Genomic DNA, 14,771 nt, shown 5'->3' on the forward strand with positions numbered 1-14,771 from the left:
TTGGCGTTGTTGTGTCACCCGGCGGCCGCCGGGATGCGATCCGCGCACCTCGACAAGTGCCCCGAAATAGTAACGATCGATAACCACCGCCTCATCGGTGGTTTCCTTAGCACGCGCCCGCCTCAGCCCGTGCTGCGGCGGTAGAAGGCCAGCGAGCCGGCCAGCGCCAGCAGGGCGCCGCCGCAGCAGCGGTCGAGCCACAGCACCGCGCGCCGGCTCAGCAGCCTCACCGCGCGTGCGCCGATCAGTGCGTAGCCCAGCATCACCGCGCAATCGAGCGCGGCGAACACGATCGCGAGCGCGAGGTACTGCGGCCCCTGCGGCAGCGACGCGTCGATGAACTGCGGCAGCAGCGCCGAGCAGAACAGGTAGCCCTTGGGATTGGTCACCGCGACCAGGAAGGACTTCGCGAGCAGGGTGTGCGGCGTGCCGCCGGCGTGGCCTGCGGCGGCCTGCGACAGGTCCAGCCCGCCTTGCGAGCGCAGCAGCTTGAGCCCGATCCAGGCGAGGTAGGCCGCGCCCACCCACTTCACGACCGAGAACCAGAACTCCGACGCTGCCAGCAGCGCGCCGAGGCCGAGCGCCACCGCGCCGACCAGCACGAAGTCCGAGGCCATCGCGCCCAGCATGCCGGCCAGCGCGCGCCGCACGCCGTAGCGCGAGCCGTTGGTCAGCGCCAGCAGCACGGTCGGGCCGGGCGTGGCGATCGCCACCAGGGCGACCAGTGCGAAGAGCAGGAGGGTGGCGAGGTGCATGGCGTGTAAGGGGTACGGGGCTGCGTGACCGGTGTCGCGGGCGGGCGTTCAGGCCAGCTTGCCGACCTCCGCCTCCCAATGCCGCCCATCGAAGCGCAGCACCTCGGGCTGCGCCTGCTGCAGGTCGTAGTCGTCGAGGCAGCGCACGTTCACGGTATAGAGCGCGGGCGCGGCGCGCGGCCGCGTGAAGGTGTGGATGCCGCAGACTTTGCAGAAGTGATGCCTCGCGACCTCGCTGCCGAACTGGTAGGTGCCGAGCGCGTCCGCGCCGCTGACGAGGCGGAAGTTCTCGGGCGCCACGCGGTGGTGGAGGATGCCCTTCTTCGTGCAGACCGAGCAATTGCATTCGGTGATGCGGTCGATCACGGTGTCGATCTCGAAGCGGATGGCGCCGCAGTGGCAGCTTCCGGTGTAGCGGGTCATGGTGTTCAAGTTCTGATCAGAACGGCCCGTTCTCGCGAAAGCTGTAGAAGCGTTCGAAGCCGATGACGATGAAGTCCTGCAGCGGCAGGCCGTGGATGTCGCCGAGTTCCTTCAGCTTCGCGGCCGCGGCGATGTCGGCGTTCGAAGGCTCGCATGAACCGGAAGGGTGGTTGTGCACGACGACCAGCGACGATGCCCTCGCCAGGATCGCATTGCGGTAGATCTCGATCGGCTCCATCGGCACGCGCGTCGCCGTGCCGATCGACGCCACCTCATAGGACAGGACTTCCAACTGTGGATTGAGATGCAGGATGACCACCTTCTCCTTGGTCTCGTCCTGCATGTCCTTGAACAGCTCGTAGACCTGTGCCGGGCTTTCGATCGGCTTGTTCAGCAGATCGTCGTCGACGCGCTTTCGGGTGTAGGTGACCTTGAGTTCTTTCAGGTATGCCATCTTGGTTTTCCCCTGAGTTGCCCTGTCCCGGACTTGCCGCGACGCCAAGCGTACCGCATGACACCGTGGCCCAGGAGCGGGCGACCCTCGCATTGCGCAAGATCGGCTGACACCACCCGCACAGTCCTAAGCTTTGCGCGTGGCGCGGGACTTGCGCTTGGGCGGCGGCGCGCGCAGCACGGCTTCCCAGGCGCGGCGCGCCCAGACCGCGGCCGTGTCGCGGTCCTCGAACACTTCCGGCGGCGCTTCGTAGTAGGACAGGCGCGTCGGCTTGCCCTGGCGCATGTATTCGAAGGGCGCGAGCTGCTTCGCCTCGAAGGCGGCGACCGAGTGCGCGTCGGCCTTCAGGTAAAGGCGGTCGCCGGTGACCAGGCCGAACATCCGGCCCTCGTGGTAGACCCCGTAGCCGCCGAACATGCGCCGCATCGACACGCGGCCGAAGCGTTCGAAGACATCGTGGAGCTGGTCGACGAATTCGTTCATGGGATTGCGCCCTTGGGTTGGACGATCATAGGGCACCGCTCTTCGGCGGCCACTCTTCCCTGACGAAGGCCATCCCGCTGCGGGATCGGCGCCCAGGGCGCAATGGGACAATCGCCCCATGACAAGTTCCGCCGACACCCTCACGATCACCCGCCCCGACGACTGGCACCTGCATGTGCGCGATGGCGATGCGCTCGAAGCCGTCGTGCCGCACTCGGCCCGCCAGTTCGGCCGTGCGCTGATCATGCCCAATCTGCGCCCGCCGGTGACCACCTCCGGCCAGGCCATCGACTACCGCGAGCGCATCCGCGCCGCCGTGCCCGAGGGCCTGCAGTTCGAACCGGTGATGTCGCTCTATCTGACCGACAACCTCGCGCCCGACGAGATCGAACCGGCCGCCGATGCCGGCGTGCGCGCGCTCAAGCTCTACCCGGCCGGCGCCACCACCAACAGCGATGCCGGCGTGACCGACATCCGCCACACCTACCCGACGCTGGAGGCGATGCAGAAGCGCGGCCTCTTGCTGCTGGTCCATGGCGAAGTCACCGATCCGGCGGTCGACCTGTTCGATCGCGAGGCTGTCTTCATCGATCGCGTGATGATCCCGCTCAGGCGCGACTTCCCCGAGCTCAAGGTCGTGTTCGAGCATCTGACGACGAAGGAGGGCGCGCATTACGTGCGCGATGCCGACCGCTTCACCGCCGCCACCATCACCGCGCACCATCTGCTCTACAACCGCAACGCGATCTTCACCGGCGGCATCCGGCCGCACTACTACTGCCTGCCGGTGCTCAAGCGCGAGACGCACCGCGTGGCGCTGGTCGAAGCCGCCACCAGCGGCAGCGACCGCTTCTTCCTCGGCACCGACAGCGCGCCGCATCCGGCACACCTCAAGGAACATGCGCTGGGCTGTGCCGGCTGCTACACCGCGCTGGCCGCGCTCGAGTTCTATGCCGAGGCCTTCGACAACGCCGGCGCGCTCGACAGGCTCGAGGCCTTCGCGAGCTTCCACGGCGCCGACTTCTACGGCCTGCCGCGCAACACCGGCACGGTGACGCTCAAGCGCGAAAGCTGGACCCTGCCCGAAACCCTGCCCTACGGCGAAGCGACGCTCAAGCCGCTGCGCGGCGGCGAAACCCTGACCTGGAGACTCGCATGAACGACATGCCGCGCGTGATGCTGCTGATCGACGCCGACAACGTCTCGGCCGACGTGATCGAGCAGGCCGTGGCCATGGTGCTGGCCCGGCACGGCCATCTTCATGTGCGGCGTGCCTACTGCAATGCCGAGGCGGCACAGAAGCAGCAGGCCCTCTTCAAGCGCCTGTCGGTGCGGCCGATGGTCAACCTCTCGGCCGGCAAGAACAGCACCGACATCGCGCTGGCCGTCGATGCCATGGACCTGGTCATTGCGGAGCGGCCACAGGTGGTCTACCTGGTGTCTTCCGATTCGGACTTCGCGCCGCTCGTCATTCGCCTGCGCGAGAAGGGCTGCCGCGTATGCGGCATCGGGCAGAAGGGCAAGACCGGCGACGAGACGACGCTGGTGTACGACGAGTTCAACGATCTGCAGCACCACGCTGCGGCCACGGCCGCGGCGGCGCCCAAACCGGCCGCGGCCAAGCGTGCGCCGCGGGCACCGCGACGCGCTGCCGCCAAGCCCGAAGCGCCAGCCGCGGCACCGCGCGCGCCGGCCCTGCCCGACGAGGTGATCCGCATCCTCGATGCCGTGCCGGAACTGCTCGCGGGCGGCAAGGTCGAGCTCAACCAGGCCGCGGAGCGGCTGCGCGCCGCGCGCCTGCTCGGGCGCAGCGCGAGCTCGCCCAAGTTCTTCAACAAATACCCCGGCATGTTCTGGCTCACGCCGGACGGCACGCCGAACAAGGTGCAGTACATCGGACCCACCACGCTGTAAGGCCGCCAGAACTTTTGCTTCTATCATCACTCTGTACGAAAGTGCCGTGCGGGCCCCCAAGAACCAGAACAACGCCGTGCCCCGCGTCTCCCTTGGCTTGAAACCCTGTAGCCGGCCCTCATTTGCGCGCCAGGGCGGGCCGTCGTCTGTCCTCACGGAGAATTCAACTTGAAACGTATCCTTCTGTTCGTTCTGACCAACGTGATGGTCGTCGCAGTGCTCGGCGTGGTCGCCAGCCTGCTCGGCGTCAACCGCTACCTCACGGCCAACGGGCTCAACCTCTCGGCGCTGCTGGGCTTCGCGCTGGTGATGGGCTTCGGCGGCGCAATCATCTCGCTCCTGATCAGCAAGCCGATGGCCAAGTGGACCGCGGGCGTGCGCATCATCAACGAGCCGCAGTCGCCCGACGAGGCCTGGATCGTGCAGACCGTGCGCAAGTTCGCCGACACCGCCGGCATCGGCATGCCCGAGGTCGGCATCTTCGAAGGCGAGCCCAATGCCTTCGCCACCGGCGCCTTCAAGAATTCGTCGCTGGTCGCGGTGTCGACCGGCCTGCTCGCCAACATGACGCGCGAGGAGGTCGAGGCGGTGATCGGCCACGAGATCGCGCACGTGGCCAATGGCGACATGGTCACGATGACGCTGATCCAGGGCGTGATGAACACCTTCGTGGTGTTCCTCTCGCGCGTGATCGGCTATGCGGTCGACAGCTTCCTGCGCCGCGGCGACGACCGCTCGTCCGGCCCCGGCATCGGCTATATGGTGACGACGCTGGTGCTCGACATCGTGCTCGGTTTTGCCGCCGCGATCGTGGTGGCCTGGTTCTCGCGGCAGCGCGAGTTCCGCGCCGACGCGGGCTCGGCCAAGCTGATGGGCCGCAAGCAGCCGATGGTGAATGCGCTCGCGCGCCTCGGCGGCCTGCCGGCGGGCCAGCTGCCGAAGGCGGTCGAGGCGATGGGTATCACGGGCAGCATCGGCAAGCTGTTTGCAACGCATCCGCCGATCGAAGAACGCATCGCAGCACTTCAATAGCTCGCCGCCAGGCTGCGCGCCACGGCTTCCGCGACCTTGATGCCATCGACTCCCGCCGACAGGATTCCGCCCGCGTAGCTCGCGCCTTCGCCGGCCGGGTAGAGGCCGCGCACGTTGAGGCTCTGCAGGTCGTCGCCGCGCGTGATGCGGATCGGCGACGAGGTGCGGGTCTCGACGCCGGTCAGCACCGCGTCGTGGAGGTCGAAGCCCTTGATCTTGCGGCCGAAGGCGGGGAAGGCCTCGCGCATCGCCTCGATCGCGTAGCCGGGCAGGGCGGCGTGCAGGTCGCCGGGCGTGACGCCGGGCTTGTACGAGGGCTCGACGCTGCCGAGCGCGGTCGACGGGCGGCCTGCCACGAAGTCGCCGACCAGCTGCCCGGGCGCGCGGTAGTCGCCGCCGCCGAGGACGAAGGCCTTCGATTCGAGTTCGCGCTGCAGGTCGATGCCTGCCAGCGGCGAGCCCTTGCGTCCTTCTTCCCAGCCGGGGAAATCGCGCGGATCGATGCCGACCACGATGCCCGCGTTGGCGTTGCGTTCGTTGCGCGAGTACTGGCTCATGCCGTTGGTCACGACACGGCCCGGCTCGCTGGTTGCGGCGACCACCGTGCCGCCCGGACACATGCAGAAGCTGTAGACCGAGCGGCCGTTGCTCGCGTGATGGACCAGCTTGTAGTCGGCCGCACCCAGCAGCGGATGGCCCGCATGCCGGCCCCAGCGCGCGCGGTCGATCAGGCCCTGCGGATGCTCGACGCGAAAGCCGATCGAGAAGGGCTTGGCCTCGATATGCACGCCGCGCGCATGCAGCATCGCGAAGGTGTCGCGCGAACTGTGGCCGAGCGCCATCACCACATGGTCTGCGCGCAACGCGTGCGTCTGGCCCGTGCGCTGGTCGAGCACGGTGAGGCCGCGCAGCGCCTTGCCGTGCGGACCGTCCTCGATCAGCACGTCGGTCACGCGCTGCTCGAAGCGGATCTCGCCGCCGAGTGCGACGATCTGCGCGCGCATGTGCTCCACCACCTTCACCAGCTTGAAGGTGCCGATGTGGGGATGTGCGACGTAGAGGATCTCGGGCGGCGCGCCGGCCTTGACGAACTCCTCCATCACCTTGCGGCCGAGGAAGCGCGGGTCCTTGATCTGGCTGTAGAGCTTGCCGTCGGAGAAGGTGCCGGCGCCGCCTTCGCCGAACTGCACGTTCGATTCGGGATCGAGCACGCTCTTGCGCCACAGGCCCCAGGTGTCGCGCGTGCGCTGGCGCACCGTCTTGCCGCGCTCGAGCACGATCGGCCTGAAGCCCATCTGCGCGAGCAGCAGCGCGCAGAAGATGCCGCAGGGGCCGAAGCCGACCACCACGGGGCGCGACGACAGCGCGGCCGGAGCCTCTGCCGGCGCGTGCCATGCCATGTCGGGCGTGGGATGGATGTGCGCATGCCCGGCGAACTTCAGGCGCAGCGCCGCTTCGAGCGCCGGATCGGCGAGCGTCGCATCGACGATGTAGACCCGCAGCAACTCGGCCTTGCGCGCGTCGAAGCTGCGCTTGAAGACGGTGAATCCGCTGACCGCGCCGGGCGGTGTGCCGAGCGCGGCATCGATCGCGCGAGGCAGCGCCGCGTCGTCGTGATCGAGCGGTAGTTTGATTTCCGAGATTCGCAGCATATCGTGGCGTGGGCTTGTGGTTATCAAGCAGGGCGCCCGATCATAGAACGCGCTCGCCAATGACAAAGGGCCTGCGGCACGCATCGCGCCGCAGGCCCTTTGCCGTGAGGGTGATCCGTCAGGCGTCGGAGGTCGCTTCCACGCCGAGCTTGTCAGCGTCCTTCTCCACCTTCTTGAGGGCACGGCCGCGCCAGCTCGACCAGGTCACGCCGATCAGCAGCAGCGTCGAGATGATCACGAAGGCGCAGCTGATCGGGCGCTGCACGAACACCGTGACATCACCGCGCGACAGCAGCATCGCGCGCCGGAAGTTCTCTTCCACCATCGGCCCGAGCACGAAGCCCAGCATGATGGGCGCCACCGAGAAATCGAGCACGATGAACAGCGCACCGATCACCCCGAAGGCCAGCACTTCCCAGATCTGGAACAGGCTGTTCTGCGTGCTGAAGACGCCGACGGCAATGAAGAACATGGCCGAGGGGAACAGGTAGCGGTAGGGCACCTGCAGCATCTTCACCCAGACACCGATCATCGGCACGTTGAGGATGATCAGGATCACGTTGCCGATCCAGAAGCTGGCGATCAGGCCCCAGAAGATGTCCGGATGCTCGGTGATGAGCTGCGGTCCGGGCGCGATGCCCTGGATCATCAGCGCGCCCAGGATCAGCGCCATCACCGCGTCGCCGGGAATGCCCAGGCTCATGGTGGGGATGAAGTCGACCTGGGTCTTCGAGTGCGACGAGGCTTCGGGCGAGGCCACGCCGGCGATCATGCCGGTGCCGAACTTCTCGGGCGTCTTGGAGATCTTGCGTTCGAGCGCATAGGCGATGAAGGTGGTGATGGTCGGGCCGGTGCCGGGCATCGCGCCGAACACGGTGCCCACCAGGGTGCCGCGCACCATGGGCCAGAAGGCTTCCTTCATCTCGGCCATGCTCGGACGCATGTCGCGGATGCGCAGCTTGGTGTTGGTGGTGATCACCGTCATGCGATTGACGTTGAGCAGGAAGTCGGCCACGCCGAACAGGCCCATCGCGATTGCCACCAGTTCCAGGCCGTCGCTCAGTTCAGGCACGCCGAACGAGAAGCGGAAGCTGCCCGAGTTGACGTCGGTGCCGACCACGCCGCACAAGAGGCCGAACAGCGTCATCGCCACGCCCTTGAGCGGCGAGCCGCGCGACATGGTGGAGCCCGCGATCAGGCCGAGCAGCATGATCGAGAAGATCTCGGCCGGCCCGAACTTGAAGGCCACGGCGACCAGCAGCGGCGAGGCGAAGATCATCACCAGGATGCCGACCGATGCCGCGAAGAACGAGCAGATCATCGTGATCCCGAGCGCCGTTCCCCCCTTGCCGGCCTTCGTCATCGGAAAGCCGTCCAGACAGGTCACCGCGTGCGGCGGATGCGAGGGCAGGTTCAGCAGGATGGCGCCGATGGCGCCGCCGTACTGCGAGCCGTAGAAGATGCCGGCCAGCATCAGGATGGCGGGCACCGGGTGCATCACGTAGGTGAGCGGCAGCAGGATCGAGATCGCCGACAGTGCGCCCATGCCCGGCAGCACGCCGATCAGGTTGCCCACCAGGACGCCGAAGAAGGACCACATCAGGTTGGTGCCCTGGAAGGCGACACCGAAACCGAACCAGAGGTCTTGAAGTGCTTGTGACATGGCGGCTCAGCCTCCCCACTGGAACAGCGGCAACTGCAGCTGCAGCGCCCACCAGAAGACGATCACCGCGATGATGCACATCGCGAGCGACAGCAGGATGGCCTGCGTGATGGTGTTGCTGCGGTCGCCGAGGGCCGAGATGAACACGATCGCGAAGGTCGCCGGCACCAGGCCGCCGTAGATGCCGAACAGCAGGAAGGCCAGCGTGGCGAGGATGATGCAGACGCCGCCGCGCAGGTCGGGCATGCCGTGTCCGTGGCCATGGGCGACGACCAGCTTGGGCGCGCTCGAGTCGGCTTCGGTGCGTGCCGAAAGCGCGATCAGCAAACCGGTGACCGCCAGCAGCGCCCCGACGGCGACCGGGAAGAAGCCAGGACCCATGCGGGCCGGGGTGCCGGTCTTGTAGTCGAGGCCCGCGTACACCGCGAGCAGCCCGATGAAGACCATCAGCGCGCCGCCGTAGTAGTCCTTCTTGTTGTGATGGGTGCCGGGCTTCATGGCCGCCCTTTCAGCCCCGGGCTCGAGTGCCGGTGTTGGCTCTGCATAGAAATGTCTCCTTCGTGGCACGCGGGGTGCGTGCCGAGCGGGGGCCAGTCTAGGAATCGAGCCTTCCAATCTGCTTTCAGTGCGTGTCAGGATCCCCAAAATACGTGTTATCACGTATCGGGTTGGACCTGACGAACGGCAGCCGCAGCGTCGCGCGAAGTCCGCCCGGCAGGCCATCCGACGGCTCGGCATCGCCGAGCTCGATCACGCCGCCGTTGCGTCGCGCATAGGCGTCCGCGATCGCGAGGCCGAGCCCCGCGCCGCGGTTCTCTGCCGCGTCGCCGGCATCGGTGCGATGAAAGCGTTCGAACGCGGCGGCACGCAGCGCGGCGGGGATGCCGGGGCCGGTGTCGCTCACCTCGACCTCCGCCGAATCGCCGACCAGCCGCACCGACACCGTGATGCGTCCGCCCATCGGCGTGTACTTGATGGCGTTGTGCACCAGGTTCGACAGCGCCTCGTGCAGTTCGGCGGCGTTGGCCGCGACGGGCGCGACGGGCGCAGGCGGCTCGGCGCCGGCCTCGCCGGGTTCGTGGTCGACTTCGTCGGTCGCCGCCTCGCCGCGCGCGTCGACCCAGCCGAGGTCCTGGTTCTTCTCGTGTGCCAGCGGCAGGTATTGCAGCACCACGTCGCGCGCGACCGCGTTGAGGTCGGCCTTCGACGGCCGCGCCGCGGCGCTCTGCGTGGCATCGCGCGCATGCGCGAGCGCCAGCAGCTGTTCGCTCAGGCGGCGGGTGCGCACCAGCTGCGCCACGATGGCGCGCAGGGTTTCGCGCATCGGGCCGGGCTCGCGCTCGCGCAGCGCATAGCCGGCCTGCGTCAGCATGATGGCCAGCGGCGTGCGCAGCTGGTGCGATGCGTCGGCCAGAAAGCGCGACTGCGCCGCCAGCAGCCGGCTCTGGTTGCCGATGTGGTGGTTCACCGCGTCGACCAGCGGCGCGACCTCGTAGGGAACGCCGCGCGTGTCGAGCGGCGCGAGGTCGCCCGGCGCGCGCACCGCCAGCGACCGGCGCAGGCGCTCCAGCGGGCGCAGCGCGAGCGCCACGCCCAGCCACACGAGCACCACCATCACGCCGACCACGCGGACGTCGTTCCACAGCGCGTGGTGCCACGAATCGGCCAGCGCCTGCTGGCGCACGCCGGTGCTTTCGGCGGCCTGGCTCAGTACGCGCAAGGCCTCGGTGGCCGAGATCTGCACCGTGCGGTGCAAGGCTGCGATGCGCACCGGGTAGCCGCGGTAGACGCCATCGTAGAACACGGCCACGTCGTCGGCGGCGCCTGGCGGCGGTGGCGGCAGGTCCGGGACGCCCACCAGCGTCTGCTCGGGCGAGGGCGGCGCGGTGTCGGCGCCGTTCGACGCCACGCGCGTGAAGCCGACATGCAGGTGCTTGAAGCGCGGGCGTGTCGACTCGAACATGGCCTCCACCGAGAAGGCCGCGTTGACGCGCGGCTTCATGTCGCGGGTGTCGATCTCGACGCTGTCGTTGAGCGCCTGCACGGGCTCGATCAGCGCCTGGTCGTAGGCATCCACCACCACGCGCGAGATCGCCTGGTAGTCGTTCCACGTGTCGAGCGCGAGCAGCCCGAAGATGCCGGGCAGCAGCATCGCGAGCAACAGCACGCGGATGCCGATGCGGCGCGGCCCGGCCAGCGCCAGCCTATTCATGGCCGGGCGCCTGCGACGCATCTTCCAGCATGTAGCCCAGGCCGCGCACGGTGGTGATGCGCACGTCGCCGTCCGCGAGCTTGCGGCGCAGCCGGTGCAGCACCAGCTCGATCGCCGCCGGGCCGACGTCGCTGTCGTGCGGGAACACCTTGCCCGACAGCCGCTGCTTGCCGACCGGCATGCCGCTGCGCAGCAGCAGCGCGGTCAGCGCCGCATGCTCGCGCGGCGTGAGCGACAGCAGCGCGCCGTGCAGCATGAAGGCGCGGCTGCTGCTGTCGTAGACGAGCGAGCCGCACTGCATGCGCGGATGCGGGTTGTCGCGGCTGCGGCGCACGAGGGCGGTCAGGCGCGCTTCGACTTCCTCGACCGCGAAGGGCTTGGCGAGGAAGTCGTCGGCCCCGAGGTGGAGGCCGCGCACCCGGTCCTGCAGCGAGCCCTCGGCCGTCAGCACCAGCACCGGCGTGCGGTCGCCGGCGTCGCGCATGGCGCCGAGCAGGGTGAGACCGTGCTTGTCGGGCAGGCGCAGGTCGAGCACCACCGCGTCGTATTCGTTGCCGGCCAGCAGGGCTTCGGCCGTGCGCGCGTCGGGCGCATGGTCGGGGACGAAGCCGCTTTGCTTGAGCGCGCGCGCCAGCCAGTCGGCGAGTTCGACTTCGTCTTCGATCAGCAGGATGCGCATGGAAACGTGGTGGCGGGAAAGAGGAGCGACATTGTGGCGATAATCCTTGCGTGAAGCACGCTGGACCGCCGCTGGTGCAAGTCTCGAAAGAGCGCACTGGAGGAACGTCCGGACTGCACAGGACAGCGCAGGAGCTAACGGCTCTCCACCGCGAGGTGAGGATCAGAGCAACAGAGACGAGTCGGCCGGGGCGACCCGGCCGGGTGAAACGGGCAATCTCTGCGCGCAGCAACACCAAGTAGGCCAACGTCGATGTGGTTCCGCAGAGTTGGCGGGTAGGTGGCACCGAGCCGTCTGGCGACAGACGGCCCAGAGTAATGGCGGTCACGCTGAGGCGCTCGCAAGAGCATCTCAGTGCACAGAATCCGGCTTATAGGCGCGCTTCACACTATTTTTGTTCGCCCGCGGGCTTCGCGCGGCCGAGGGCGACCAGCAGCGCGGCGATCAGCGTGAAGACGACGAGCAGGGCAACGGAATTCATGGCCAGGCGCGGGTAGCCGATCGTGCTCGCGTCGATGAAGGGATACGGATACACGCCCTCGACCATGCCGCGCGCCAGCGAATAGACAAGGTAGGCGATCGGATAGACCCACCAGGTGGGAATGTCTCGGTACGCCACGCCGCGCCCGCGCACGCCGATCCACCAGTACACGAGATAGAGCACCGGCATCACGTAGTGCAGCAGCGCGTTGCACAGCCACAGCAGCCCTTGCGGATCCCAGACATTGCGCAGCAGGAAGTGGTAGCTCAGCCCGACCACCGCGATCGAGGCGGCGATCGCGGTCGCCACGCCCGGCCGGCGGAAGAAGCGCCAGAACGCGCCCTGCGCACCGGTCGCCGCCGCGGTGAGCGCGAAGGCGACGAGGAAATTGGTGAGCACCGTGTAGAAGCTCAGGTAGTTGAGCGCGCCCCAGGCCGCCGAACGGCCGGCCGTGGTCGCGAGCTCGATCGACAGCACGAGCTGCAGCACCAGCGCGGCCCAGCCGACGAAGGCCGCCACTGCGGCGAAGCGGCGTGCGTTGACGGGAAGCGGATCGTCGTCGTGCATCGTGTCGGCCTCGGGGTTCAGAAGCGTTCGTGCGGCAGCAGATAGCGCCACTGTTGCGGCAGCAGGCCGGCCAGCGGCACGCGGCCGATGCGGATGCGCTTCATCGCGAGGATGCGCAGGCCCGCGTCGTCGCACAGATGCGCGATCTGGCCCGGACGCGCGCCCTTGAGCGCGAAGCGCAGGCCGGTGTGGCCTTCGGCCTGCTGGCCGATGCTCACGCGCGCGGGCGAGCGCTCGAAGCTTGCCAGCACCTCGGGGCTCACCGGCCCGGCGACGTCGACCATGACCTCGTTCTCGAGCACGCCGGCGTCTTCCTGCAGCTTGCGCTCGATGCGCCACTCCTGCGTGAAGACGACCAGCCCGCTGGCGCCGGTTTCGAGCGGCGTCATGCAGCGTTGTCCGGCGGCATGGCGCGGCAGGAAACGAAGCCCTGCGCGCTCGGGCTCATGGTGGTGCGCCGGCACGAGCAGGTGGTGCGCGCCGTCGATCGGCATGCCCGCCGGCTTGTGCAGCAGCAGCGTGACCGGCACCACGGGTTCGGGCCGTGCGCCCGGCTCGATCTCGACGCGCTGCTGCGCATGCACGCGCGATTGCGGCAGCAGGGCCGGCTCGCCGTCGACGCGCACCGCGCCGTTCTCGATCAGCAGCTCGGCCTCGCGCCGTGAGCAGCCGGCGAGCGCGGCCACGCGCTTGGCCAGCCGGATGCCTTCGTCGGTGCTGTCCGTCACTGTGCGGCCGATTGCCGGATGCGCTCGACGTGCGCGGCCAGCGAACGCGCGGCCACTGGCCACATGCGCGGCGGCACGTCGTCGTAGGCCAGCGGCAGCCAGTCCTCGGGCGTGCCCTGCGGCAGGCGGCGCATGGCGTCGGCGATCCTGGCCTCGCGCTTGAGGCGGTGCGCCTTCAGATGCGCGATGGCGCCGCGCGCGTTGCCCAGCACGTAGCCGTGCGCCGGCAGGATGAAATCGACGCCGCCCTCGGCGCAGGCCGCATCCAGCTTGTCGAGCGAATCGAGGTAGGCGTTCATGTTGCCGTCCGGCGGATCGACCACGGTGGTACTGCCGTTGAGCACATGGTCGCCGGAGAACAGCAGCCCGTCTTCCTCGAGCAGCAGGCACAGGTGGTTGGCCGCATGGCCGGGCGTGTGGATCGCGCGCAGCGTGTGCGTGCGCGGCGCGCTGTCGTCGCCTGCGGCCGTGGCCGGTGCCAGCACCAGGCGCTCGCCGTCTGCGAGCACGCGCTCGGGCGAGAACTTCGCCGAGGGCCGTGCGGTGGCCGCGGCCGGCAGCCCGAGGATCGGTGGCCTGGTGCTGCACAGCGCCTGCAGCGGCGCGGCGCCGGGCGAATGGTCGGCATGCGAATGGGTGCAGACGATCATGCGGATGTCGCCCCCGGTCGCGCGCCACAGCCGGCCGATGTGTTCGGCGTCGTCCGGGCCCGGATCGATCACGAGGTAGCCGGTGGCGGCGTCGCCGACGATGTAGCTGTTGGTGCCGGGGCCGGTCATCGTGCCGGGGTTCGGCGCGGTCAGGCGCTGCACGTTCGCGAGCAGCGGCACCGGATGCGCGCTCTGCCAGTCGAGCGCATGGACCATCTGGCCGTCGGGGCAGACCAGCGCCAGTTCGCCGAAGGGCGAATCGCTTTCCATGTAGCGCGCTTCCTTGCCGTTCAGCAGCCCGGCGCGCGGACAGCTGGTCCACAGCGGTCCTTCGCCGCCGGGGCGGTTCGCGCAGGCATCGAGCACCGCGTCGACCGTGGCGTAGGCGGCCAGCCGCTCCAGCGTGCGCAGGGTCGGGAAGATCATGAAGAAGCTGCCCGCTGCATGGCGCGCCAGCGCGTCGGCCGGGCGCACCCAGCAGGGCTCGAACTGCTCGGCCTCGTCCGCCGCCGGCACCTGGCCTTCGGGCATGCGCGCCACCAGGAAGGGCACGTCGAAGCGCCTGGGCAGGTCGCGGTCGGTGATCCAGTGCGCCAGCGTGAAGACCTGGTCGGTCGCGAGCCGCAGGCCGCGCGCCGCGCACTGCTCCGCGAAGGCGACGGTGGAAGCGGCGGTGCTGCGGTCCATGCCCGCGATGTCCTCGGCACTCGCCGGCCGGCCGTCGGCATGGCGGGCGAGCAGCACGCCGAGTTCCTCGAAGCTCTCGCGGATCGCCGCGACGGCCTGCGTGAGTTGCGCCAGGCTCTGCGTGGGACGGCGCGTCGCCATGGCATGCGCCGCGGCATCGCCTTCGTCGATGCGCCCGCCGGGGAACACATAGGCGCCGGGCGCGAAGCTCGCGCTCGACGAGCGCCGCGTCATCAGCACCTCGACGCCCTGGGGCGTGTCGCGCAGCAGCAGCACGGTGGCGGCCGCGCGCAGCGGTGCGGGTTCATGAGGGGAATGGAGCAATTGAGCGGAACGGACCATGGTGCGATTATCGAGACCTCCGCGCCAACTCCGCCACCCGCCAGCAAAG

The 14,771-nt window shown here is 68.8% G+C and carries 15 protein-coding genes and 1 other RNA gene; 4 read left to right on the top strand and 12 right to left on the bottom strand.

Annotated features, from left to right (window positions below; all coding sequences use genetic code 11):
* Positions 1–122: 122 nt before the first annotated feature.
* From E5P2_RS04200 to E5P2_RS04215, 4 genes are all read right to left on the bottom strand, one after another.
* Positions 123–755, bottom strand: a complete 633-nt coding sequence (locus E5P2_RS04200; protein WP_162565902.1) for a LysE family translocator — start codon at positions 753–755, stop codon at positions 123–125.
* Between the two features lie 48 nt (positions 756–803).
* A complete protein-coding gene (locus E5P2_RS04205; protein ID WP_162565903.1) occupies positions 804–1,178 on the bottom strand; it encodes a GFA family protein in 375 nt (124 codons plus the stop codon).
* 16 nt (positions 1,179–1,194) lie between these two features.
* A complete protein-coding gene (locus E5P2_RS04210) occupies positions 1,195–1,632 on the bottom strand; it encodes a JAB domain-containing protein (RefSeq protein ID WP_162565904.1) in 438 nt (145 codons plus the stop codon).
* 126 nt (positions 1,633–1,758) lie between these two features.
* Positions 1,759–2,115: a TfoX/Sxy family protein gene (locus tag E5P2_RS04215; protein ID WP_162565905.1), complete on the bottom strand. Its 357-nt coding sequence runs from the start codon at positions 2,113–2,115 to the stop codon at positions 1,759–1,761.
* A 118-nt stretch (positions 2,116–2,233) separates the two neighbouring features.
* Between E5P2_RS04215 and pyrC the strand changes: the two genes are divergently transcribed.
* From pyrC to htpX, 3 genes are all read left to right on the top strand, one after another.
* Positions 2,234–3,274: a dihydroorotase gene (gene pyrC / locus E5P2_RS04220; protein ID WP_162565906.1), complete on the top strand. Its 1,041-nt coding sequence runs from the start codon at positions 2,234–2,236 to the stop codon at positions 3,272–3,274.
* Positions 3,271–4,029 carry an NYN domain-containing protein gene (locus E5P2_RS04225; protein WP_232080573.1) on the top strand — a complete coding sequence of 253 codons (759 nt, stop codon included), beginning with the start codon at positions 3,271–3,273 and terminating at the stop codon, positions 4,027–4,029. The genes pyrC and E5P2_RS04225 overlap by 4 nt, the downstream gene beginning before the upstream one ends.
* 168 nt (positions 4,030–4,197) lie before the next feature.
* The gene (gene htpX / locus E5P2_RS04230; protein WP_162565907.1) at positions 4,198–5,061 is read left to right on the top strand and encodes a protease HtpX; all 864 of its coding nucleotides are present in this window, start codon (positions 4,198–4,200) and stop codon (positions 5,059–5,061) included.
* Here the strand turns inward: htpX and E5P2_RS04235 are convergent.
* The 5 genes from E5P2_RS04235 to E5P2_RS04255 all read right to left on the bottom strand — a co-directional run bounded on the left by E5P2_RS04235 (position 5,055) and on the right by E5P2_RS04255 (position 11,267).
* Positions 5,055–6,713: an NAD(P)/FAD-dependent oxidoreductase gene (locus tag E5P2_RS04235; protein ID WP_162565908.1), complete on the bottom strand. Its 1,659-nt coding sequence runs from the start codon at positions 6,711–6,713 to the stop codon at positions 5,055–5,057. The two genes, htpX and E5P2_RS04235, sit on opposite strands and share 7 nt — an antisense overlap.
* Positions 6,714–6,831: 118 nt before the next feature.
* Positions 6,832–8,376, bottom strand: coding sequence for a tripartite tricarboxylate transporter permease (locus tag E5P2_RS04240; protein WP_162565909.1), 1,545 nt, complete (start codon positions 8,374–8,376; stop codon positions 6,832–6,834).
* A gap of 6 nt (positions 8,377–8,382) precedes the next feature.
* The gene (locus E5P2_RS04245; RefSeq protein ID WP_232076954.1) at positions 8,383–8,874 is read right to left on the bottom strand and encodes a tripartite tricarboxylate transporter TctB family protein; all 492 of its coding nucleotides are present in this window, start codon (positions 8,872–8,874) and stop codon (positions 8,383–8,385) included.
* A 124-nt stretch (positions 8,875–8,998) separates the two neighbouring features.
* Positions 8,999–10,588, bottom strand: a complete 1,590-nt coding sequence (locus tag E5P2_RS04250; protein WP_232080574.1) for a sensor histidine kinase — start codon at positions 10,586–10,588, stop codon at positions 8,999–9,001.
* A complete protein-coding gene (locus E5P2_RS04255; RefSeq protein WP_162565911.1) occupies positions 10,581–11,267 on the bottom strand; it encodes a response regulator in 687 nt (228 codons plus the stop codon). Before E5P2_RS04255 ends, E5P2_RS04250 begins: the two co-directional genes overlap by 8 nt.
* Positions 11,268–11,319: 52 nt before the next feature.
* Between E5P2_RS04255 and rnpB the strand changes: the two genes are divergently transcribed.
* An RNA gene (gene rnpB / locus E5P2_RS04260) (RNase P RNA component class A) lies at positions 11,320–11,656 on the top strand.
* Here the strand turns inward: rnpB and E5P2_RS04265 are convergent.
* Genes E5P2_RS04265 through E5P2_RS04275 form a run of 3 tightly spaced genes read right to left on the bottom strand, consistent with a single transcriptional unit; the run spans position 11,656 to position 14,722 of the window.
* Positions 11,656–12,315: a Pr6Pr family membrane protein gene (locus tag E5P2_RS04265; RefSeq protein ID WP_162565912.1), complete on the bottom strand. Its 660-nt coding sequence runs from the start codon at positions 12,313–12,315 to the stop codon at positions 11,656–11,658. The genes rnpB and E5P2_RS04265 overlap by 1 nt on opposite strands.
* A 17-nt stretch (positions 12,316–12,332) precedes the next feature.
* Complete coding sequence (locus E5P2_RS04270) at positions 12,333–13,043, bottom strand: RNA pseudouridine synthase (RefSeq protein ID WP_162565913.1); 711 nt, start codon at positions 13,041–13,043, stop codon at positions 12,333–12,335.
* On the bottom strand, positions 13,040–14,722 hold the full coding sequence (locus E5P2_RS04275; RefSeq protein ID WP_162565914.1) for an MBL fold metallo-hydrolase: 1,683 nt from the start codon (positions 14,720–14,722) through the stop codon (positions 13,040–13,042). Before E5P2_RS04275 ends, E5P2_RS04270 begins: the two co-directional genes overlap by 4 nt.
* Between the last annotated feature and the right edge of the window lie 49 nt (positions 14,723–14,771).

The organism is Variovorax sp. SRS16 (assembly GCF_901827165.1).
In the GTDB taxonomy this organism is placed as follows: Bacteria; Pseudomonadota; Gammaproteobacteria; order Burkholderiales; family Burkholderiaceae_C; genus Variovorax.

Coding starts and splice junctions, on each gene's coding strand:
- E5P2_RS04205 (WP_162565903.1), bottom strand. CDS start 1,178: ATGACCCGCTACACCGGAAGCTGCCACTGCGGCGCCATCCGCTTCGAG.
- E5P2_RS04210 (WP_162565904.1), bottom strand. CDS start 1,632: ATGGCATACCTGAAAGAACTCAAGGTCACCTACACCCGAAAGCGCGTC.
- E5P2_RS04255 (WP_162565911.1), bottom strand. CDS start 11,267: ATGCGCATCCTGCTGATCGAAGACGAAGTCGAACTCGCCGACTGGCTG.
- E5P2_RS04215 (WP_162565905.1), bottom strand. CDS start 2,115: ATGAACGAATTCGTCGACCAGCTCCACGATGTCTTCGAACGCTTCGGC.
- E5P2_RS04250 (WP_232080574.1), bottom strand. CDS start 10,588: ATGAATAGGCTGGCGCTGGCCGGGCCGCGCCGCATCGGCATCCGCGTG.
- E5P2_RS04235 (WP_162565908.1), bottom strand. CDS start 6,713: ATGCTGCGAATCTCGGAAATCAAACTACCGCTCGATCACGACGACGCG.
- E5P2_RS04275 (WP_162565914.1), bottom strand. CDS start 14,722: ATGGTCCGTTCCGCTCAATTGCTCCATTCCCCTCATGAACCCGCACCG.
- E5P2_RS04245 (WP_232076954.1), bottom strand. CDS start 8,874: ATGAAGCCCGGCACCCATCACAACAAGAAGGACTACTACGGCGGCGCG.
- E5P2_RS04200 (WP_162565902.1), bottom strand. CDS start 755: ATGCACCTCGCCACCCTCCTGCTCTTCGCACTGGTCGCCCTGGTGGCG.
- E5P2_RS04225 (WP_232080573.1), top strand. CDS start 3,271: ATGAACGACATGCCGCGCGTGATGCTGCTGATCGACGCCGACAACGTC.
- E5P2_RS04240 (WP_162565909.1), bottom strand. CDS start 8,376: ATGTCACAAGCACTTCAAGACCTCTGGTTCGGTTTCGGTGTCGCCTTC.
- pyrC (WP_162565906.1), top strand. CDS start 2,234: ATGACAAGTTCCGCCGACACCCTCACGATCACCCGCCCCGACGACTGG.
- E5P2_RS04265 (WP_162565912.1), bottom strand. CDS start 12,315: ATGCACGACGACGATCCGCTTCCCGTCAACGCACGCCGCTTCGCCGCA.